The sequence below is a fragment of the Glycomyces algeriensis genome, from assembly GCF_027622855.1.
Lineage (GTDB): Bacteria > Actinomycetota > Actinomycetes > Mycobacteriales > Micromonosporaceae > Glycomyces > Glycomyces algeriensis.
Genome location: NZ_JAPZVR010000004.1, coordinates 349,738 through 370,199, shown reverse-complemented (window position 1 = coordinate 370,199; position 20,462 = coordinate 349,738). Strand labels below are relative to the sequence as shown.

Sequence of the window (20,462 nt, the reverse complement as noted above, 5' to 3'; positions counted from 1 at the left end):
GCGGCGCGGGTGCCCGGGGCCCGGCGCCCCCGCGGCGCCCCCCCCCCGGGGGGGGGGGCCCCCCCCCCCCCCCGCCCCGGTTCCTGCTCACGGCGTTGGACGCCCAGTGCACACCACACATCGAGGGCTCGCACGGGTAGCGGTCGGCGACTACAGTTGCGAACGTGACTCAAGCCCCCGAGGACTTCACCCCGGACTCCCCCGAGCGCGACCACCCCGGCGAATCCCGCCCCGGGCAGGCCGCCTCGTCCCCGCTCGTCCCCGGCCAGCGGTCCGGGGCCGAAGCGCCGCGCAGCACCTCGCCCGAACCGGTGCTGCCGCAAGCGGGCAACGGCGATGCGGCGATCCCGCAGGCCGCACCCATGCCGCCCATGCCGGAGCCGACCGCCCCGCCCTCGACGCTGCCGGTCGACATGCTCCCGCCCGGGGCGATGCCGCAGGGCCCCATGCCGGGCCGACCGCAGGGCCCGTACGCGAACGCCCCGTACCCCACCGCCCCTTACCCGGGCGCGCCCCACCAGATCCCGCCCGGCCCGATCCCGGTCACCGCGATGCCACCGTGGCCCGGCGGCCCCGTCTACTACCAGCCGCGTCCCGACCGGAAACCCTCCCGGTTCGGGACGATCCTCGTCGTCCTCCTCCTCATCACGGGCTCCGTCTTCGGCGGGGCCCTCGTCAACGGCTGGCGCCCGGGCATGCCCGCCGCCGAGACCGGCACGATCGAGGGGCTCGCGGTCCAGCCCGGCGAGGGCACCGTCCCCAGCCCGGGCCCGAACGCCTCCGAGGCGGAGATCCTCGCCTACCTCAAGGAGCAGGCGCAGCTCGTCCTCGACGCCCAGAGCGAATCGCTCCTCAACAACAGCGTCGAGGGCTGGCTGGCCGCGTACGACCCGTCGCTGCACGACCAGATGACCCGCCGCTTCGACACGCTCACCTCGATGCAGGTCTCCCGCTTCGACTACCGGATCGCCTCGGGCCCGCTCGAGGACGCGGCCGGCGCGGTCCCGCTCTACGACATCTCGATCGCGCTCTCCTACTGCTTCGTCGAGCCGGCCGACACCTGCAAGGCCGCCGACATCGTCTTCGACACGCGCTGGCGCGCGGGCGACGACGGCCTGGTCATGGTCGAGGTCTCGAACTCCGAGGCCGACGGCCCGCACCCGTGGGAGATCACCGACCTCGTTGCGGCCGTGGGCGAGCGCACCGTCACGGCGGTGCCGCTGTCGATGGCCGACCGCCTCGACGAGGCCCTGGAGGTCTCCGAGGCCGCCGCGGTGAACGCGGACAAGTGGGCGTACTGGGAGAAGCCCGACCGGTACGTCATCTACATCGCCAGCGACGACGAGTTCGAGTCGTGGTTCGGGGGCTTCTGGGACTCCGAGGACGTCCTCGGGTTCGCGCTGCCGCTCTCGGGCACGGTCGACGGCGAGCGCCAGCCCTCCACGTACGCCACGGTCATGGGCGTCGACCGCACCGGCTGGGGCTACGGCCTCACCTCGGTGATCCGGCACGAGCTCGGCCACGCCGTGACCCTGTGGGCCGCGCCGTCCGAGCGGTACGCCGACGACACCTGGTGGATGGTCGAGGGCGTCGCCGAGTACATCGACGAGGGCGAGCTCACCTTCGAGGAGTACTCCCGCGCGCGCGACGTGCGCGACTACGTCGCCCAGGGCGGCTGCGAGACGGACATCCTCCCGCCGGACGGGGACGATGACACGCTCGCCGGCTCCGGCAAGTACGGGTGCGGGTTCCTCGGCGTGACGTACCTGATCGACGAGTACGGGGTCGAGCAGTTCACCGAGCTCTTCGGCGCGACGGCCCGCGAGGGGCAGCCCGCAGTGGACGCGGTGCAGGAGATCTACGGGAAGAGCTATGCAGAGCTGATGCAGGAGATTACGGCCTTCATTGCCCAGACCGTGTGAGATCGGGTGTTGCCGGGTGGCCCGGACTGCCGTAACATGAGCCTCATCCCAATCGAAAGACATCAACGTCACAGTCTGTGACGACCGACTTGTTTCGGTTCATATGGGCATTCGCGTCCGCCGCACCTCAACACACATCACACACCCCACGTCCTTGCATTAGTGCTCGCAACAGCCCTCGACAGAACGGTGAGACACATGAGCGAACCCGGGGACCTCCTCGACGAGGTCAAGTTCTTGACGGTGACGGAGGTGGCCGAGCTGATGCGCGTCTCGAAGATGACGGTGTACCGGCTCGTCCACAACGGCGAGATCGCGGCGGTGCGGGTCGGGCGCTCCTTCCGCGTTCCCGAGAGCGCCGTCAAGACCTACCTCTCCGAAGCGCTCCAGACCGACGACTGATCTCCTCGGCCCGGCAGGTCCCGCCACGCGCGAGCTGTGACGGGGCCTGCGGTTCCGCTCGCCCGGCGCGGGGGCCGCCGGGCACGCGCGTTAGGCTGGTCGGGCTCGAAAAATTGTCTAGTGAACATCTGTGAGGAAGCTCTATGGGCTCGGTCATCAAGAAGCGGCGCAAGCGCATGGCGAAGAAGAAGCACCGCAAGCTGCTCCGCAAGACCCGCGTGCAGCGTCGCAAGCTCGGCAAGTAGCCGAGCCGACCGGTTCCCGAGTACCTGCGGGTAGGCTGGGCGCATGCCAGAGTTCGCAGCAGTGTTCGCCTTCGACGTGCGCTCTTACGTCTTTCTGATCATCACGCTCGGCGCCGCCCTGCTCTCGGTCATCGCTCTCACCCACTGCGCGGTGCAGAAGCCCGACGCGTTCAACGCGGTCGGCACCCTTTCCAAGGGCGCGTGGCTCGGCATCCTGGCCGTCAGCCTGGCTTTGACGCTGCTGTTCGTGCAGCGTCCCGGGTCGGGGCTCATCTTCACCCTGGTGACGATCGCCGCGGCGCTGGTGTACCTCCTGGACGTGCGGACCGGGTTCAAAGAACTTCGTGGCGGCGGTTCGTCGTACTGAGCGGCTCCGCTCGAACACGTGAGAAAGCCGCGTCGGCCTGTGTCGACGCGGCTTTCGGCATGCCCTGAACGCGTCAGCGGACGACGCCGCGGGCCATCTCCCGCAGGCGCCGCACCCGGTCCGCCGTGGGCGGGTGGGTGGAGAACAGGCTCGCGAGCCCGCCGCCGCGCAGCGGCGACTCGATCATGAGGTGCGACTGCTCCGCGATGCGGCTGTCCGACCGCGCCGGCATCCGGTCGACCCCGGCCGAGATCTTCTCCAGCGCGCTCGCGAGCGCGAGCGGGTCCCCGGTGAGGCGCGCGCCGTCGGCGTCGGCCTCGTACTCGCGCGAACGCGACACGGCCATCTGGATGAGGCCCGCGGCCAGCGGGCCGAGGATCATCGTCAGGAGCAGGACCAGCGGGTTCGGCCGGTCCTCGTCGTCCGAGGCGAAGAACGGCAGGAACATGGCCAGGTTCGCGAGCATCGTGATGATGCTGGCCAGCGCCCCGGCGACCGAGGAGATGAGGATGTCGCGGTTGTAGACGTGCGACAGCTCGTGCCCGATCACCGCCCGCAGCTCGGCGGGGGTGAGCAGCTGCAGGATGCCCTCGGTGACCGCGACCGCCGCGTTCTCGGGATTGCGGCCGGTCGCGAACGCGTTGGGCTGCATCGTGGGGGAGACGTACAGGCGCGGCATCGGCTGGTTCGCGCGGTGCGCGAGCTCGCGCACCATCGCGTACAGCTGCGGGGCCTGGGCCTCCGACACCGGCTGCGCCCGCATGGAGCGCAGGGCGATCTTGTCGGAGTTGAAGTAGGCGTAGGCGTTCATGCCGACGGCGATGACCGCTGCGATGAGGATGCCCGTGGAGCCGCCGAGCACGTAGCCGATGGCGATCACGAGCGCCGACATCGCGCCGAGCAGCACCGCCGTCTTGAGGCCGTTGTGGTGCTTCATGGTGCTTGGTTTCCCTTCTTATGGGAAATGCAACGTCTTGGTGACGGCCAGTATTTCTCCGTGAGCTGGGAGCTCACCGGGAAACGGTCGTGAAATCCAACACGAGCTGCGGCGCGAGCGTCACGGCGAGCAGTGCGAGGCCGATCGCGGCCAGGGCGATCGCGAAGCGGCCCTTGCCCGTCACGCGCTCGGGCCCGCGGCCGAGGAGCACCGCTCGCGCGAGCGGCAGGTAGTAGGCGAGCCCGAGCACGGCCCCTGCGGCGACGATCACGGCGAGCCACACGGCCGAGGACGCCAGCACCTCGAGCACGGCGACCTTCGCGAAGGTCCCGGCGAGCGCGGGCGGCAGCCCGGCGAGGCCGACCACGGAGAAGAGGAAGAGTGCGGCGGGCAGGGGAGCGGTGCGCCAGAGCCCGGAGAGATCGGCGATGGCGCCGCCCTCGCCGCCACTGTGAATCCCCGTAACTCCGGCACCAGCCTTCAAATCGGACCCCTGGGGACCCCCCGATTTCAATGCTCCCAGAAGGGTACGACGCTCCGAATCCGCAAGCTGCGCTCGCGTTTCCGGCCCGGCCGGGTCGCGAACCGCATCGGACCCGGAAGCCGCTGTTTCGGCCGACCCGCCTGCGGCGAGCGCGATTCCGGATCGGACGGCGGTGAGCGCCGCGAACGCCCCCGCCTCCAGGAGCACGAAGAACACCGCGTACGCCAGGGCCGCCGAAGCGGCCGCAGTCGCGTCCGCCTGGCCGGCGGCCGTCGCGATCACCGCGAGCGGGGCCAGCGCGTAGCCCGCGTGGGCGATCCCGGACCAGGCCAGCAGCGGGACCGTGCGGCGCTGCACCAGCGCCCCGAGGTTCCCGACCACGATCGAGGCGACGCTGAGCGCCGCCACCGCGACTCCGGTGCTCGTCCCCGCGCCCGTCCCGAGCGCGAAGTGCACGACCCAGATGATCGCGACCGCGCCGCCGAGCTTGGAGGCGCTCGCGAGGTAGGTTGCGATCGGCAGCGGGGCCCGTTCGAGGACGAGCGGGGCCCAGGCGTGGAGCGGCGCGGCCGCGAGCTTGAACGCGAGCCCGCCGAGCAGCAGCGCCGCACCAGACGCCACGAGCTTGGTGTCAGCCCCGGTCAGGGCGGTCGCGAGTCCTTCGAAGTGGACGGTTCCCGCGGCCGAGTAGACGAGCGCCGCGCCCATGAGCGCGGTCGCCGAGGACGCGATGGAGGCGATCAGGAACGTCACGCCAGCCTCGGCGCCGTCGCGGCCGGGCTCCCTCGGCGAAGCTTGCGAGCCGCGAATCGGCCCCTTCGGCGACGTTTGCGAGCCGTCAGTTGGCCCCTTCGGCGACGCTTGCGAGCCGTCAATTGGCCCCTTCGGCGACGCTTGCGAGCCGTAAATTGGCCACGTGACCAGCACGTACAGCGGCACCGTGAGCGTCTCGAGCGCCACGATGAGCGTGATCAGGTCGCGCGAGCTCGCGAGGGTGATGCCGCCCGCCGCCGAGACCGCCAGCAGGAACCAGTACTCGTTCGTCTGCCGGCCGCTCACTGCGGCCACGAGGACGCTCAACCCGGCGAACAGGACCGCCGCGCCCATCGCGGCGTCGTCGGCCACGTACGAGTGCCATTCGCCGACCGCGAACGTGGCGCGGTCCTCGCCGCCGCCGACCCAGGCGGCCGCGACCGCCGCTGCGCTGAGCCCGATCATCATGCAGGCCTTCGCGAACCGGCCCCCGAAGAGTGCGAGGACCGCCGCGCCCGCCGCGAGGTAGAGCGGCAGCAGCGCCGCGTGGTCGATCGCCTGTACCCGCATCTACAGCAGCCCCTCACCGAACAGGTCCAGCAGCGGGCCCGGGATCAGGCCGAGCAGCAGCGTGCCCGCCACGAGCGGCGACCAGACGATGAGCTCCGCAGCGGTGACGTCGCCGACGCCGGCGACCGCGGGCGCTACGGGGCCGTGGCTGACCCGCCGCAGCATCCGCAGCAGGTACGCCGCGGCCAGGAACGCCCCGAACGCCGCGGCCGCGGCGAGCGCGAGCCAGGCGCCGCCGCGTTCGGTCGCCGCGTAGACCGTGAAGGCCTCGCCCCAGAACCCGGCGAGGCCCGGCAGGCCGAGCGATGCGAACGCCGCGAAGCAGAGCAGCCCGGCGAGCGTCGGCGCGGCGAGCCGGAGTCCGCCGAGTGAGCCGAGGAGCCCGGTGTGCGTGCGGGCCTTGAGCGCTCCGGCGAGGAAGAAGAGGAGGGGGGTGATGAGGCCGTGCGCGAGGTTCCCGAAGAGCGCGGCGTTGACGCCCGCTTCGGTGCCGGTGGCGAAGGCGAGGACCACGAAGCCCATGTGGCCCACGGAGGAGTACGCGATGAGGCGCTTGAGTTCGGGGAGGCTGAGGCACACCAGGCCCGCGACGATGATGCCGATCGCGGCGAGCACGGCGAGGACCGGTGCGGCGTCGGCCGCGCCTTGCGGGGCGATGCCGCCGGCGATGCGGATGAGGCCGTACGTGCCGAGTTTGAGGAGCACGCCCGCGAGGAGGACCGAGCCCACGGTCGGGGCGGCGGTGTGCGCGTCGGGCAGCCAGGAGTGCAGCGGCCAGAGCGGGGCTTTGACCGCGAACCCGATGGCCAGCAGGGCGAACACGAGGAGTGAGATCTCGGGGCTGACGCCGCCGAGGACGATGAGCGCCCCGAGGTCGGCGGTGCCGGTGTCGGCGATCGCGACGAACAGGCCCGTGGCCATGAGCAGCGACCCGGCGACGGTGAACAGCGCGAACTTCGCGGCGGCGTGGCGCCGCGCGGCCGGGTCGCCGTAGCGGTGGATGATCGCCCACATCGGAAGCAGGACCGATTCGAAAGCGATGAAGAAGAGGACCAGGTTGTCCGCGAAGAACACGAGCGTCGAAGCGAACTGCACCGCCAAGAGCAGGGCGGTGAGCGTTGCCGACGGCCCCGCCGCGGCATCAGCCGTACCGGTCGCTCCGCCGGATTCGCCGAGCGCCGCCTCGGCTGTCCCGCTCAGCGGCGCTCCGCCGGATACACCGGATGCCGGTTCGCCGGGCACCCCGGTAACACCACCCGCGGCTGGGCTCTGCACATTGACGGCTCGCAAGCTTCGCCGAGTCTGGCCCCCGGTTGCAACCGTAGCGAGTGGAACCTGAAGCGCAGCTGAAGAGCGCCCTTCGGCACCCGCGCCGATCGCTCCGCCGTCCTCGCCAAGCGCCGGCTCACCCGGCTCACCGAGCCCAGATTCGCCGGGCACCCCGGTAACACCACCCGCATCTCGGGAAGGGCCCCCGGTTGCAACCGTAGCCAGCGGCACCTGAAGCGCAGCTGAAGTGTGACGCTCCGCACCAAGCGCATTGTGGAGGCAGCACAGCAGGCCCAGGAGCGCGGTGAGTGTCGCGAGCGGCCACGAGATGCCGTCGACCGCCAGCGAGAAGTCCAGGTAGATCGAAGGCGCCCAAGCGAACTCGACCTCGTGCCACCAGCCGCCGGTCATGCTCCCGCCCATGGTGGACCAGTTGCCGTCGCCGCGACCGAGCGGCAGCAGCGCGACCACGACCAGCCCCAGCGCCGCCGCTGCCACCCCGATCCAGTGCGCGAACGCCCGGTCGCGCCAAGCCCACACGAGCACTGCCCCGAAGAACGGCACCGCTACCGCGGGCACCAGCATCAGCTCCACAGGCTCACCCCGATCGCCACCGCAGTGACCAGCAGCGTCCCCGCCGCACTCAACCGCAGGTACCGCACCAGCCCGCCCCGGTGCCCGGCCGCGGTGTCCTCGGCCGCCGCGAGCGTCGCCCGCGCCGAGCCCTCCACCGCCGTCCGGTCGACCAGCCGCTCATCGAGCACCCGCGCGGCACCGCTGGCCGTCCGGGCGATCGCGCGGAACCCCTTGCCCGCCAACCGCTCCGCGTAGAACCCGGCGGCCATCGCGGGCCGGGCCCGGCCGAGGACGCCCGCCGGATCGCGCTCGCCGTCCATCGCGGGCACCCCTTTGCGGTGCCCGCGCCACCAGGCGTCGGCGACCACGGCGAATCCGCCGAGGGTCGCGAGGAGCAGGAGCGACATCAGGTCCAGGTGCAGTTCCGGGAGCAGGAACGGGCCCGCGAAGTACAGGCCGCCGAAGGCGAGGATCACGATCATCAACGCCCACAGGCTGAACGCCTCGCCGCTCGGCACCACCGCCCGTTCGTCCCGTGCGGGCGCGCCGCGCCAGAACAGGAGCAGCCACAGCCGCGCCGCGTACGCCGCCGTCAGGATGCTCGCGACGATCCCGGCCCAGAACACGACGACCCCGGCCGGGGTCGCGGCCTCATAGGCCGCGCCGAGCACCGCCTCTTTGCTGTAGAAGCCGCCCAGCGGCGGCAGGCCCGCCATCGAGGCGAGTCCGATCGTCATGGCCCAGAACGCCAGCGGCGAGTCGCCGGGCCGCAGCCGGGTGGTGCGCAGGGAGCCGTTCGTGCCCGCGATCGCGATCACGACGCCCGCGGTGAGGAACAGCAGCGCCTTGAAGCCCGCGTGCGAGACGAGGTGGAACAGGGCCGCGTCGCCGGCCGCGACCGCGACGGCCGCGAACATGAACCCGACCTGGCTGACCGTGGACCACGCGAGCACGCCCTTGAGGTCCCTCGCCGCGAGGGCGCACAGGCCCGCGCCGATCATGGTCACCGCCGCCACGATCGCGACGATGAGGAGCAGATGCGCAGGCCAGACGGGGATGAGCCGTGTCAGCACGTACGCGCCCGCCGCGACCATCGTGGCCGCGTGGATGAGCGCGCTCACCGGGGTCGGGCCGGCCATGGCCGGGGGGAGCCAGATCTGGAGCGGGAACTGCGCGGATTTGCCGATGCAGCCGAAGAGGATCAGCAGCATGCCCGCCGCGGCGGGCCCGTCCGGCACCTCGGCGAGCTCGCCGATGCGGAAGCTTCCGGCGGCGGCGCCGAGGATCATGACGCCGAGGACGAACGCGACGTCGCCGAAGCGCGTCACCAGGAACGCCTTGGCCGCGGCGCCGGGCGCTTCGGGCAGCTTCGCGTAGTGGGCGATGAGGAGGTAGGAGCAGGCGCCCATGACCTCCCAGCCGATGAGGAGGAACACGAGGTCGTCGGCGGTCACGACGAGGAGCATCGCGGCGCAGAACAGGTTGACCTGCGCGGCGAACGCCGGGTAGTGCGGGTCGTCGCGCAGGTAGGGGACCGAGTAGGCCTGCACGAGGAGGGTCACGAACGCGGTCGCGATCGCCACGGCCGCGGCAGTGCCGGAGACCTCGAGCGCGAGGTCGACCCGGATCGGGCCGAAGTCCGCGAGCGTCAGCGCGAACTTCGGGTTCATGATGGCGCACATGGCCGCCATGTACAGCCCGACCACGGGTGCGGCGAGGGCGAAGTACCTCGCGAGGCCGCGGTGCCGGAACACCAGCCCGGCCAGGCCCGTCGCCGCGGGGAAGCCGATGAGGAGCAGCCCGGTGGTCATCGGCCGCTCCGGGCGTCGGCCGGCGGTTCCTCGGGGAGGTCGTCGGTGTCGATCGTGGCGCGCTCGCGCCACAGGTTGAGGATGAGCGCGAGGCCCACCCCGACCTCGGCGGCGGCGATGACCACGATGAAGAGTGCGAAGCTCTGGCCGGTATAAGCATTGTGGACGAGGTCGGCGCTGACGAGGACCAGGTGCACGCCGCCGAGCATGAGTTCCGCGGCGGCCAGCTGGAGCACGGCGTTGCGGCGCGTCAGCACCCCGTAGAGGCCGATCGCGAACAGCCCCACGGCGATCAGGAACCCGATCAGCGGGTGCACGGCACCCTCCCCGGAGGGGTGAGATGGGTCGATCGGGGCCACATGGCCTCATCTTGGACTACCGGGCACCCTGAAGTCCAGCGTCGAGACCGTGTTGATACTCGTCGATCCATTTGGGCCGCGGCATGGAAACCGCGTGCTCGGACCCGCGAGCCCGCAGCCGTCAGCGCCAGGTGTCGCGGCGCTGCTCGAGGCCGTCGAGGATGAGGTCGAGGCCGGTCCAGAACTCGTCGCCGTAGTCGTAGCCGGGCTTCATGGCGTGCCCGACGGCCATCTCGGTCAGGTGCGGGAACTCCTCGGCCGGGGCGAGCGCGAGGACCGACTCGGCGGACTGCTGGATCTCCTCGGGCGAGCCGAGCGGGAGCGCCAGCTCCTGGATCACGAAGCCGTAGACGTAGCTGTCGAGCAGCGCGAACGAGTGCGCCGCGCCGGCGATGGTGAACCCGCCGGCGCGCAGGCAGCCGATCACCGCGTCGTGGTGGCGGAGCGTGGCGATGCCGGGGTTCGCGCGGGAGTCCATGATCGCGATCGCCCACGGATGGCGGACGAGCGCCTCCCGCATCGAGGCCGCGCGACGGCGCATGGCCGGCTTCCAGTCGGCGTCCGCGGCCGGGAGCTCGACTTCGGCGAAGACGAAGTCGACCATGCCGTCGAGCAGGGCGTCCTTGTTGCGGAAGTGGTGGTAGAGCGCCATGGCCTGCACGCCGAGGCTTTCGGCCAGCTTGCGCGTGCTCGGGACCTTGCCGTCCGAGGCGTCCGCCATCGCCACGGCGGCGGCCACGACCTTCTCCCTGCTGAGCGTGTTGCGCCGCGTCGCAGGCGGTTCGCCAGTCTCGGTGCTCACCCGTCGCCTCCCGTCCCTGGGCCGATTCCCGCAGGGGACTTTACACTGTACGGTTTTACTGTACAGTGTAAAGGTAGAACCACCCTTCGAGCGAGGAGCAAGCCATGGAACCGTCGAACCCGATCGTCCCGCAGACCGGCGTGGGCAAGCGGATCTGCATCGTCGGCGCGTCAGGGAAGCTGGGCCGGTACATGGTCCGGCACGCCCTCGACCGCGGCTACGAGGTCGTGGGCGTCTGCCGCGAGCAGAGCGTCCCCAAGCTCGCGGCCTTCGCCGACCGGATCACCGTGGTCGGCGGCGACACGAACGACCGCGAGGTGATCGCGAAAGCGGTCGAAGGCTGCGACGCCGTCCTCACCGTGCTCGTGCCCTGGGGCGTGCACGACTACGCCTCGGGCACCGCGCGCGCCGTGATCGACCACGCGAAACCCGGTGCGCGCCTGGTCTTCTCGTGCGGCTGGCACATCACCCGGGACGGCGAGGACGTCTACTCCTGGAAGATCAGGGCCGCGGTGGCCTTCGCCCGGCTCATCCGGTTCACGCGCCTCGTCGACATGGACGACCAGTACCGTGCCACCGACCTCATCTTCAAGAGCGGCACCCGCTGGACGGTGGTGCGGGGATCCGACCTCGAAGAGGGCCCGAGCGAGGGCCTCCCGGTGTGGGCCCGCCACGTGGGCGACCCGCTCCTCGCGAGCAACATGACCCGCCGCATCGACTTCGCGCTCTTCATGGTCGAAGCCGTCACCGACGACGCCCTCGTCCAGGAGGCCCCCGCCATAGTCGGCTGCAAGACCCCCTCAGCCCTCGCCGCTCACCAGTCCTGAACGAGCCCGGCGCGCCTGGGCTTACGGCCTGCCCGGGAGGGCGCGAGCCCGGGCTTCGACTCGGCCTTTCCGGTGACTACCGGTAGAGGTCGTCAAGCCCGATCAAGTGGATCCGCGAGTCCCCGGCCGCAGCCGCGACGAGGTCGTCGCTGAACCCCGCTGCGCTGAAGCACGCCAGCGCCGCACCGGACACGTCGTACTTGCTCGCCAACAGCTCGCGCACTCGGGCGAGTCTGGACAGGTGGTACAAATCCATGCGGGTGCCCCACTTGGCCTCACCGAGGCAGAGGATCCGCTTCGGTCTGTCGGACTCGGCCGCCGCGGTCGCGACCACATCGACTTCGATGGGGGTTCTGGATACCTGGTCAGTGATGGTTCCGGAGGACACTTCAGACGGAAATGCGCCGAACCGGTCGTTTGTTGCCGTGTAGGAGCGACATAGCCCTTCGAAATGCGGGCCCATGACCTGGCTGCCGAACCGGGATCGACTCTCGCTCCACACCGCCTCAGCCTGGCCGAGTTCGAGCCGGGACCAGGCAGGGCGCATGATCGCCTCGTAGAACACGATGAGCGGTTCATTGATGCGGAACAAGTGCCGGTTGGCCTTGAACGCGTCCGGTTCAATGCGGATCAGGCCGCAGTCTTCCAGTACCGACAATGCGTGGGTGAGGTCTGAAGCCTGGCGGCCGCAGTGCGCGGCGATGCCGCTGCGGGTGTGCTTCCCGGCGGCGATCGCGCCGAGCACGGCGTGATAGAGCGACGCGTTCCGGATGTTGCCTTCGCTGGCGATGAGGTAGCGCCCCTCATGGTAAAGCGGCGATTCCTTGTTGAGGACCCGGTCGATTACCCACTGGTCGAAGCGCTCGAGACCTTCTGGGACCTGATGACCGACGAACCGGGTCTTGTATGCGGGGGTACCGCCGGTGATCGAATGCAGCAGCGTTGCCAGACGGGGCTCGTCGGCGTTCCAGAAGCCGGCGGCGGTCCGGTAGTCGAAGGGCTTGACGATCAGCTCCAATGAGGCCCGGCCTCGCAGAGGCGCGGTGCCGCCGAGGAGGCCGCCCATGACCGACATGGCCGACCCGCAGAGAATGAGCCGGGCTCGGCCGCCGTCCTTCCATGGCTGCTCGCGCGAGTCGACCTGATGTTGGATGACCGAGGCCAGCGGTGGTGAGGCGTTCAGGAGGTAGGGGAACTCGTCGATTACGACGGTGCGGCCATGGCAGCGCTCGAGGACCTGGTCGAAGGCCTGCCTCCATGAGGTGAATTCGAAAGTGCCCGGAACTTCGAGGTAGTCCGCCAGCGCTTGCCCGAATCGGCTTAGCGATTCGCTTTCGGTCGCCTCCTCGGCCGCGAAATAGAAGCCGCCAGTGGCTTTGACCAGCGTCTGGAGGAGGAACGTCTTGCCCTGCCGGCGGCGACCGCTGACGATGCCCAGGCTCAGATCCGGTACGGGATTGTTCACGAACTGGTCGAGGGCACGCCATTCCCTGTCCCGAGCGAAGAGAGAGGAAGGTTTGTCCACTAGCACCTCGTTTCATGTAACTATGGTTCATGCAAGTATACTTGCATGAACCATAGTTGCATCTCGAGAGCGAACCTCGTCAGCGAAGGAGCAGGTCTGCCAGGGCGAAGGCGAACAGGGCGACGGCGACGAAGCCGTTCGCGGTGAAGAACGCGCGGTTGACCTTCGAGAGGTCGTCCGGGCGCACCACCCGGTGCTCGTAGGCCAGGGCGACCGCGACGACCGCGAGGCCGGTCCAGTAGAGCCAGCTGTAGCCGGTCATCGTGCCGAACCAGGCGAAGGCCGCCCAGGCGAGCACGTGGGTGACCGTGGAGGCGTGCAGTGCCGCCTTCACGCCCCAGCGGGCCGGGGTCGAGTGGACGCCGATCTCGCGGTCGACCTCAGTGTCCTGGCAGGCGTAGATGAGGTCGAAGCCGCCGATCCAGAGGCCCACGGCCGCACCGAGGACGATGGCCGGCGCCGAGCCCTCGAAGGTGCCGGTGACCGCGAGCCACGCGCCCACGGGTGCGACCATCTGGGCCAGGCCGAGGATCGCGTGCGGGTAGTTCGTGAAGCGCTTCGCATACGGGTAGACGACGAGCGGGGCCACGGCCAGGGGGCTGAGCCACAGGCAGAGCGGGTTGAGCAGCCCGGCCGAGACCAGCAGGGCGGCGAGGCTCACCGCGCAGCCGATGTAAGCGGTGTTGAGGGAGACCCGGCCCGTGACGAGCTCGCGCTTGGCGGTACGGGGGTTCAGGGCGTCGATCTTGCGGTCGATGATCCGGTTCGCGGCCATCGCGAGGGTGCGGGCGCTGACCATGGCGATCGTGACGAGGACCAGGACCCACCAGGAGAAGGCGTCCTCGAGGGTCATCACCGTGAGGGTGGAGAGGTACGCGAAGGGCAGCGCGAACACCGAGTGCTCGAACGCGACGAGTTTCAGGAAGTCCTTGACGTGGTTGGGCTTCGGGGTGACGGTGTCAGTCAAGTCCGTACTCTTTCCATCGGCGGTCGACCGTGGCCTGCACCGCCGAGCTCATGCGCATCGCTTCGGGCCAGCCGCGCGTGTAGCCCTCCTCGGGCCATTTCGCGGTGGCGTCGATGCCGGCCTTGCCTCCCCAGAACTGGTGGTAGGAGGCGTGGTCGAGGTGGTCGACGGGGCCCTCGGTGAGGAGCAGGTCCCGGGAGTAGTCCACATTGCCCAGCGCGCGCCAGGCGACCTCGCGGTAGTCGTGCACGTCGCAGTCGGCGTCGACCACGACGATGAGCTTGGTGTGGCTCATCTGCTGGAGGCCCCAGATGGCGCTCATGACCTTCTGCGCCTGCTTCGGGTACTTCTTGTCGATCGAGACGATCACGCAGTTGTGGAAGACCCCGGCCGCCGGCATGTCGTAGTCGATGATCTCGGGGACCATGATCCTGATGAGCGGCAGGAAGATCCGCTCGGTCGCCTTGCCGAGCCCGTGGTCCTCCTGGGGCGGGGCCGACGTGACGATCGTGTGGTAGATCGGCTGCTGCCGCATGGTCATCGCCTCGATGTGCATGACCGGGAACGGCTCCACCGGGGTGTAGAACCCGGTGTGGTCGCCGAAGGGCCCCTCGGCGGCGCGCTCGCCGGGCTCGGCCCAGCCTTCGAGCACGATCTGCGAGTTCGCCGGGACCTGGAGCGGGACGGTGAGGCAGTCGACCATCTCGACGCGTTCGCCGCGGAGGAACCCCGCGAACAGGTATTCGTCGATGTCCGGGGGGAGCGGGGCGGTCGCGGCGTAGGCCATCACCGGGTCGGGGCCGATCGCGATCGCGACGGGCAGCCGCTCGCCGCGCTTCTCGGCCTCGGCGTAGTGGGACGTCGAGTTCTTGTGGATCTGCCAGTGGAGGCCGATCGACCGCTCGGTGTGCTGCTGGAGGCGGTAGAGGCCGACGTTGCGCTTGCCGGTCTCGGGGTGCTTGGTGTGGGTGAGCCCGAAGTTGTGGAAGACGCCGCCGTCGCCGGGCCAGACCTGGAGGCCCGGGAGCATGTTCAGGTCGACGTCGTCCCCGGTGAAGACCACTTCCTGGCAGGGGGCCTTGCGCACCTTCTTGGGCGGCACGGACTTGAGCTGCATGAGTTTGCCGAGGCCGTCGCGGATCCCGGACCAGCCGACGGGCAGCTCGGGCTTGGCGAGGGCGCCGATGCGGTCGCCGATCTCGTTGAGCGAGTCCACGCCGAGGGCCTTGGCCATGCGCGCTTCGGTGCCGAAGAGGTTGATCGCCACCGGCATGGTGCTCCCGGACGGGTTCTCGAAGAGCAGCGCGGGGCCGTCCTCGCGGATCACCCGCTGGGTGACCTCGGAGATCTCCAGGTGCGGGTCGACTTCGGCGGTGATGCGCCTGAGGTCGCCGTCCGCCTCGAGGGCGGCCAGGAACGCCTGCAGGTCTTCGTACGGGAACTTGGGTGCCACGGCGTTCATTCAACCACCCTGCCGCGGTCACATTTCCGGGCTCTACTTCGTCCTGAGAGCAGGAGGGCTTGCGCCTGTGAGGTGTATTACGATACGCTACCGTATCGTTTCGTATAGGCGTAGGCTTCGAACCGACACCACGATACGACCGGGGTACGACAACCCCGGGCATCGAACACCCACGCGCCCCGGGCCCAGCGGCCCGCGCGCACCAGCCGCGGTCGGCGCCGCGGCCCACATCACTCAGATGCGCGAACCCGCTGCACTGCACAGAAACGGAAACCCTGTGAGCGACACCCGTTCCGAACCGACCCCCGCGGAGGTCGAGGACCAAGGCCACCCGCGCCGGTGGGCCATCCTCGGCGTCCTGGTCATCAGCCTCATCGTCGTCGTCCTGGACAACACCGTCCTGAACGTCGCCATGAAGACCCTGGCCGCGCCCGCGCCCGAAGGCGTCGGCGCCAGCCAGAGCGACCTGGCCTGGATGATCAACTCCTACACGCTCGTCTTCGCGGGCCTCCTCTTCGCCTCCGGCATCATCGGCGACCGCCTCGGACGCAAGCGGATGCTCCTCGCGGGCCTCGCCGTCTTCGGCGTCGCCTCGCTGCTCTCCGCCTACTCGACCACGCCCGACCAGCTGATCTGGTACCGCGCCCTCATGGGCGCCGGCGCGGCCATCATGATGCCCTCCACCCTCTCGCTGCTGCGCAACATCTTCTCCGCCAAGGAGTTCCCGAAGGCCCTCGGCATCTGGACCGGCGCCGTCGGCATCGGCGGGGCCATCGGCCCCATCGTCGGCGGCTCCCTGCTCGAGCACTTCTGGTGGGGCTCGGTCTTCCTCATCAACGTGCCGATCGTCATCTTCGGCATCATCGCGGTCGCCGTCCTCGCCCCCGAGTCGAAGGGCAGCCAGGCCAAGGCCGACTTCATCGGCATGGCCCTGTCCATGATCGGCCTCGTCAGCCTCACCTACGGCATCATCGAGGCCGGCGACGCCGGCTCGTGGTCCGGCATCGCGGTCTGGGGCACCATCGGGCTCGGCGTGCTCGTGCTCGTCGCGTTCGTCCTGTGGGAGAAGCGCATCCCGCACGCCTCGCTCGACATGAAGCTGTTCAAGAACACCCGCTTCTCGGCGTCCTCGGCCATCATCACCCTGACCTTCTTCGGGATGATGGGCCTGATGTTCTTCATGACCTTCTACCTGCAGATCCTCAAGGGCTACTCGCCGCTGGAGACCGGCCTGCTCTTCCTGCCGTTCGGCGCCTCGATGCTGATCTTCGCGCCGCTGTCGAACACGCTCGTCCAGAAGTTCGGCGCCAAGACCGTCGGCATCGTCGCCATGCTCCTGGTGATCACCAACTTCACGGTGACCGCGACGGTCTTCGAGGCCGACACCTCGGTCTGGGTCGTCATCGTCCTGTTCCTCATCACCGGCGCCGGCATGGCCAACCTCATGCCGCCGGCGATGAACACGCTCATGTCCTCGGTCCCCAGGGAGAAGGCCGGCGTCGGTTCGGCCCTGGCCAACACCTTGCGCCAGGTCGGCGGCGCGCTCGGCGTCGCCGTGCTCGGCACCGTCATGGCCCAGTCCTACCAGTCCCTGATGGGCGACGCCGTCCCGCAGCTCGACGCGGACGCCAGCGAGTCCTACGCGGCGACGTACGGCGTGCTCGAGAGCGGCGCCCTCCCGCCGGAGGCGGCCGGCGCCGTCCAGAGCGCGGCCGACGCCTCGTTCATCGACGCGCTGCACACCACCGCCTTCGTGGCGATCGGCGTGGCCCTCGTCGGCCTCATCATCATCGCGCTGTTCTTCCCCGGCAGGCAGCGCCGCGAGACCGAGACCCCGGAGCGGGCGGCCGAGCCCGCCCTCGTCGAGGCCTGAGGGAGAATCGCGCCATGCCTCCCGAGCTCAGCGAGACGCCGACCGTCCCGGACCGTGCCGACCGAGACGGCGCCCAGCACCTGGGCGCCGCCGCGGACGGCGCCCCCGACGGCCCTGCGACCCCGGCCCCCGCCAAGGGCCGGCCCCGCAGCGAGGCGGTCAGCCAGGCCATCCTGGAAGCCGTCCTCGACCTCATCGCCGAGCACGAGAGCATCAACGACGTGAGCATCGAGGCCGTCGCGGAGCGCTCCGGCGTCTCCAAGGCCTCGATCTACCGGCGCTGGTCCTCCAAGGAGGAGATCGTCGCCGCGGCGATCGAGTGCATCAAGGCCCCCCTCCCGGCCGAGATGCCGCGCACCTCGCTGCGCGACGACCTCGTCCACTTGGGGCACAGCATGATCCGCACCTATGACGACCGCGAGACCAAGGTCCTCAAGTGCATGATGCTCGCCATGAAGGACCCGGAGTACAAGCGCCACCACGACCGCCTGGTCGAGCGGCGGCGCAAGTTCGTGCGCGACACCTTCGCGTACTGGGCCGAACGCGGCCAGGTGCGTCCCGACCTGGACCTGCACCTGGCGGTGGCGATGGTCGTCAGCCCGATGCTGACGATCTACGTCTACGGCCAGTACGCGGAGCTCCGGTCGCCCGACACGGTCGAGCGCATCGTCGACTCGCTGCTGGCCGGCATCGGCGCGGGTCACTCGCCCGCAGCCGCCGAATAACCGGAAACGCCTCGCGGCCTTCACGATCCGCCGATCGTGAAGGCCGCGTCCGTTCCCCCGGACCGGATATGACCGGGCCCCGCCGTCCCGCGGGGCCCGGTCACCGGAAGGAACCGAGGATGTGGTCTGGAGGTCCGGCCCACCGCCTCCCGGTGGGCCGGACCAGTACTGCGCTACCGCTCAGTCGACCGGCGTGTCGCCTTCGGCGACAGGAGCTCCGCGCTGTGCTTCTCGGATCGCGGAGCCCCCGTGCCGATTAGTTGACCGGCGGGTACGCGTTCTCGAGGAGCTCCGCGAACTGCTCGGAGGACCAGTGGCCCGAGAGCGGCATGTTGTCGCGGGCGCCCGAGGGGTTGTTGCCGTTCCGGATGTTGCCGCCGTAGTCGGGGTCGCACATCTCGTCGAAGCCCTTGCCCTCGTTGTTCGGGATCTCCTCAGAGGCGCCGTCGGACTCGCCCGGGGGCTTGATCCAGACGTAGGCGTCGATCCAGGGCTCGGGGTCGGCCTGCGGCCGCTCGCCGAGGCCGGCACCGGCCTGGTTGCACCAGTTGCCCTTCTGGAAGCGCTGGTCGATGCGGGACTCGTCGACGAAGGTCACCGGGTTGGTGGAGGTCGACGTGGCGGTCGGACGGTAGTCGCCGCCCCAGCCGTTGCGGCTGGTGTCGATCAGCATGCCGATGTCGTCGTTGAAGCCGTTCGCGATGAGTTCCTCGCGCATGGCCTCGGTGAAGTCCTTCTCGTTGTTGAAGTCGTTCCAGTCGACCCAGGGAAGGTTCGGGTTCTGGTTGAGCGCCTGGCCGCCGACGTTCTGGTTCACGGCCCAGTAGGGCTCCTCCAGCGCCGAGTAGTTGGCGGTGTTGGAGATGAAGCCGTGCACGTCGTCAGCGGTCATCCCGTTCTCGCCGATGAGCGAGCCGAAGAGCTCGGCCGCGGCGAAGAAGTTGTCGTACTGCGGGTTCGTGTCGCCCCAGCCGATCCAGCCGTGGTGGCCGGCGTCGATGTAGTTGTACGTGTTCGGCAGGGCGCCGAGCTCGGACACGGCGTACGAGACGCCGTCGACGTAGTTGCCGTTGTTCTTCATGACGTCGCAGTTGGGGACCGCGGTCGCCCTCGGCGTCACGTTGGTGACCAGGTTCGGCAGCGAGTCGATCTCGACGACGTTGACGATCCTGAGGTCGGCGTACTTGGCCTGCCCCTGGATCTCGACGATCGGGTCGATGTACTCGCTCTTGTACTCGGCGATCTCGGTCTGGCCCAGCTCGCCGTTGGAGGCGAGCGCGGCGCAGTCGCGGCCGGGCAGGTTGTAGATGACGATCTGGACGACGTCGGCACCTTGCTCGAGGGCCTCGTCGAGGTGGTCCTCCAGGCCCATCGAGCCCGTGGTGGGGGAGCTGTTGCCGTAGATCGCGCTGGTGCGGTCGAGCCACACGCCCGTGGGCTGGTCGGCGATCGCGTCGCCGCCCGGCTCCGCCGCGGCCCGTGCGGACCACTGCGGGTTCACGTAGACCTGGGCGTCCCGGTACGGGTTGTCGACCTTGTCGCCGCCGCCGCCCGGGTCACCGGTGGTGGGGCCGTCGGTCGGCGTCGTCGAGGTGGGGGGGTCGACCGGACCGTTGCAGACGTCGCCGTTCACCGTGAACTGGCCCGGAGTCGCAGAGGACCCGCTCCCGATGAATCCGAAGACCTCGCGGCTCTGGCCGGAGCCGATGCTGGCGTTCCAGCCGACGTCCTTGCCGGTGAAGCCGGTGCCGCTCTGGGACCATCCGACGTTCCACGCGTTGGAGACGGTGGTCCCGGACGGGAAGTTCCACTTCACCTCCCAGCCGTTGATCGCTTCGTCGGCGGTGATGACGACGTTGGCCTGGAAACCGCCGCCCCACGTGCTGACGATGTTGTAGTCGACTTCGCAGCCTTCTTCGGCGAGTGCCTGGTTCGCCGACGCAAAGGTCAGACCGGTGGCCGCGAGCGCACCCACGGCCACGCTCGTGAGCGCGAGTCTTCTTCTCCTTCGAGATACTTGCATGTGTCGATGTCCTTCGGGGTTGATCGGCCACGTGAAGCGGCCCGGAACGGGTGACCATCCAGGGAAGCGCTCCCAAGATGTGCATTGATAATCTCCGATATATTGATGGACTGTCAAGAGGTCCACCAGGAAAATTCACGCATCCGGCCGGATTGGCCAACGCTTTCGAAGGCGTTCCGGGGAACGGCAAGCGCTTGACTCAGTGAAAACGCTCCCGCGAGATCAGTACGGGCCCTTTAGAAAAACTTTGTCGCGCAGCATGTCGCACCCGGGCGCCATCATTGATTCGGGGGCGCTGCGAATGTCCGTTTTGCTGGCGACCGCCCGGCTCGACCCGTTTCACATTCGGCAACCGCGCCATGGCAACAGCGCAGCGGCGCTCACGGAAGCGGCCCATCCGAAAGCAGCACTCTCGGAAGCAGCACAGCCGAAAGCGGCGGGGCCGCGCGATGCGCGGCCCCGCCGTCTTCATGCGGGCGAAGTGCCGGTTCGCCCGCTCCCTGCCCGGGATCGGCTCTCGGTGGCGGCGGCTCGGCGCCATGCCTCGGGGGCGCCGAGCCGCT

At 69.7% G+C, this 20,462-nt stretch carries 16 protein-coding genes and 2 pseudogenes; 8 read left to right on the top strand and 10 right to left on the bottom strand.

The window, feature by feature from the left end; all coding sequences use genetic code 11:
* The first annotated feature begins 164 nt into the window (after positions 1-164).
* From O2L52_RS10325 to O2L52_RS10310, 4 genes are all read left to right on the top strand, one after another.
* A complete protein-coding gene (locus O2L52_RS10325) occupies positions 165-1,922 on the top strand; it encodes a gluzincin family metallopeptidase (protein ID WP_270115299.1) in 1,758 nt (585 codons plus the stop codon).
* Positions 1,923-2,120: 198 nt separating this feature from the next.
* Positions 2,121-2,324 (top strand): helix-turn-helix domain-containing protein, encoded by a 204-nt coding sequence (locus O2L52_RS10320; protein ID WP_030155806.1) that lies wholly within the window; start codon positions 2,121-2,123, stop codon positions 2,322-2,324.
* A gap of 143 nt (positions 2,325-2,467) precedes the next feature.
* Entirely contained in the window at positions 2,468-2,569 is a 102-nt protein-coding gene (locus O2L52_RS10315) for a 30S ribosomal protein bS22 (RefSeq protein ID WP_081687713.1), read from the top strand.
* A 43-nt stretch (positions 2,570-2,612) separates the two neighbouring features.
* Positions 2,613-2,936, top strand: a complete 324-nt coding sequence (locus O2L52_RS10310; RefSeq protein ID WP_270115297.1) for a DUF2516 family protein — start codon at positions 2,613-2,615, stop codon at positions 2,934-2,936.
* Between the two features lie 73 nt (positions 2,937-3,009).
* On the opposite strand, the gene htpX is transcribed toward O2L52_RS10310, so the two are convergent.
* The 6 genes and pseudogenes from htpX to O2L52_RS10280 all read right to left on the bottom strand — a co-directional run bounded on the left by htpX (position 3,010) and on the right by O2L52_RS10280 (position 10,497).
* The gene (htpX, locus tag O2L52_RS10305; RefSeq protein WP_270115296.1) at positions 3,010-3,873 is read right to left on the bottom strand and encodes a zinc metalloprotease HtpX; all 864 of its coding nucleotides are present in this window, start codon (positions 3,871-3,873) and stop codon (positions 3,010-3,012) included.
* Between the two features lie 73 nt (positions 3,874-3,946).
* Complete coding sequence (locus O2L52_RS10300; protein WP_270115295.1) at positions 3,947-5,680, bottom strand: NADH-quinone oxidoreductase subunit N; 1,734 nt, start codon at positions 5,678-5,680, stop codon at positions 3,947-3,949.
* Positions 5,681-6,817, bottom strand: a pseudogene (locus O2L52_RS10295) (complex I subunit 4 family protein); the annotation flags it as partial. It lies immediately after the preceding gene.
* 716 nt (positions 6,818-7,533) lie between these two features.
* A complete protein-coding gene (locus O2L52_RS10290; RefSeq protein WP_270115294.1) occupies positions 7,534-9,336 on the bottom strand; it encodes an NADH-quinone oxidoreductase subunit 5 family protein in 1,803 nt (600 codons plus the stop codon).
* A complete protein-coding gene (gene nuoK, locus O2L52_RS10285; RefSeq protein ID WP_270115293.1) occupies positions 9,333-9,653 on the bottom strand; it encodes an NADH-quinone oxidoreductase subunit NuoK in 321 nt (106 codons plus the stop codon). Before nuoK ends, O2L52_RS10290 begins: the two co-directional genes overlap by 4 nt.
* A gap of 163 nt (positions 9,654-9,816) precedes the next feature.
* Entirely contained in the window at positions 9,817-10,497 is a 681-nt protein-coding gene (locus O2L52_RS10280; RefSeq protein WP_270115292.1) for a TetR/AcrR family transcriptional regulator, read from the bottom strand.
* Between the two features lie 104 nt (positions 10,498-10,601).
* On the opposite strand from O2L52_RS10280, the gene O2L52_RS10275 reads away from it, so the two are divergent.
* Positions 10,602-11,324 carry an NAD(P)-dependent oxidoreductase gene (locus O2L52_RS10275; protein WP_270115291.1) on the top strand — a complete coding sequence of 241 codons (723 nt, stop codon included), beginning with the start codon at positions 10,602-10,604 and terminating at the stop codon, positions 11,322-11,324.
* A gap of 76 nt (positions 11,325-11,400) precedes the next feature.
* Here the strand turns inward: O2L52_RS10275 and O2L52_RS10270 are convergent, their stop codons facing one another.
* The 3 genes from O2L52_RS10270 to O2L52_RS10260 all read right to left on the bottom strand — a co-directional run bounded on the left by O2L52_RS10270 (position 11,401) and on the right by O2L52_RS10260 (position 15,278).
* Positions 11,401-12,849 carry an AAA family ATPase gene (locus O2L52_RS10270; protein WP_270115290.1) on the bottom strand — a complete coding sequence of 483 codons (1,449 nt, stop codon included), beginning with the start codon at positions 12,847-12,849 and terminating at the stop codon, positions 11,401-11,403.
* A gap of 79 nt (positions 12,850-12,928) precedes the next feature.
* On the bottom strand, positions 12,929-13,816 hold the full coding sequence (gene mqnP / locus O2L52_RS10265; protein ID WP_270115289.1) for a menaquinone biosynthesis prenyltransferase MqnP: 888 nt from the start codon (positions 13,814-13,816) through the stop codon (positions 12,929-12,931).
* On the bottom strand, positions 13,809-15,278 hold the full coding sequence (locus O2L52_RS10260) for a menaquinone biosynthesis decarboxylase (protein WP_270115288.1): 1,470 nt from the start codon (positions 15,276-15,278) through the stop codon (positions 13,809-13,811). Before O2L52_RS10260 ends, mqnP begins: the two co-directional genes overlap by 8 nt.
* Positions 15,279-15,555: 277 nt before the next feature.
* Here O2L52_RS10260 and O2L52_RS10255 point away from each other — a divergent pair, with 277 nt between their 5' ends.
* Positions 15,556-17,151: an MFS transporter gene (locus O2L52_RS10255; RefSeq protein ID WP_270115287.1), complete on the top strand. Its 1,596-nt coding sequence runs from the start codon at positions 15,556-15,558 to the stop codon at positions 17,149-17,151.
* Between the two features lie 14 nt (positions 17,152-17,165).
* On the top strand, positions 17,166-17,876 hold the full coding sequence (locus O2L52_RS10250) for a TetR/AcrR family transcriptional regulator (RefSeq protein ID WP_270115286.1): 711 nt from the start codon (positions 17,166-17,168) through the stop codon (positions 17,874-17,876).
* Positions 17,877-18,132: 256 nt separating this feature from the next.
* Here O2L52_RS10250 and O2L52_RS10245 read toward each other — a convergent pair whose 3' ends face one another.
* Positions 18,133-19,899: a glycoside hydrolase family 6 protein gene (locus O2L52_RS10245; protein ID WP_270115285.1), complete on the bottom strand. Its 1,767-nt coding sequence runs from the start codon at positions 19,897-19,899 to the stop codon at positions 18,133-18,135.
* A gap of 301 nt (positions 19,900-20,200) precedes the next feature.
* Here O2L52_RS10245 and O2L52_RS10240 point away from each other — a divergent pair.
* A pseudogene (locus O2L52_RS10240) lies at positions 20,201-20,462 on the top strand (hypothetical protein); the annotation flags it as partial.

What these genes read in the sequence shown, in the direction of transcription:
- O2L52_RS10320 (WP_030155806.1), top strand. Translation starts at nt 2,121, where the DNA reads ATGAGCGAACCCGGGGACCTCCTCGACGAGGTCAAGTTCTTGACGGTG.
- O2L52_RS10315 (WP_081687713.1), top strand. Translation starts at nt 2,468, where the DNA reads ATGGGCTCGGTCATCAAGAAGCGGCGCAAGCGCATGGCGAAGAAGAAG.
- O2L52_RS10310 (WP_270115297.1), top strand. Translation starts at nt 2,613, where the DNA reads ATGCCAGAGTTCGCAGCAGTGTTCGCCTTCGACGTGCGCTCTTACGTC.
- htpX (WP_270115296.1), bottom strand. Translation starts at nt 3,873, where the DNA reads ATGAAGCACCACAACGGCCTCAAGACGGCGGTGCTGCTCGGCGCGATG.
- O2L52_RS10300 (WP_270115295.1), bottom strand. Translation starts at nt 5,680, where the DNA reads ATGCGGGTACAGGCGATCGACCACGCGGCGCTGCTGCCGCTCTACCTC.
- O2L52_RS10290 (WP_270115294.1), bottom strand. Translation starts at nt 9,336, where the DNA reads ATGACCACCGGGCTGCTCCTCATCGGCTTCCCCGCGGCGACGGGCCTG.
- O2L52_RS10275 (WP_270115291.1), top strand. Translation starts at nt 10,602, where the DNA reads ATGGAACCGTCGAACCCGATCGTCCCGCAGACCGGCGTGGGCAAGCGG.
- O2L52_RS10260 (WP_270115288.1), bottom strand. Translation starts at nt 15,278, where the DNA reads ATGAACGCCGTGGCACCCAAGTTCCCGTACGAAGACCTGCAGGCGTTC.
- O2L52_RS10250 (WP_270115286.1), top strand. Translation starts at nt 17,166, where the DNA reads ATGCCTCCCGAGCTCAGCGAGACGCCGACCGTCCCGGACCGTGCCGAC.
- O2L52_RS10245 (WP_270115285.1), bottom strand. Translation starts at nt 19,899, where the DNA reads ATGCAAGTATCTCGAAGGAGAAGAAGACTCGCGCTCACGAGCGTGGCC.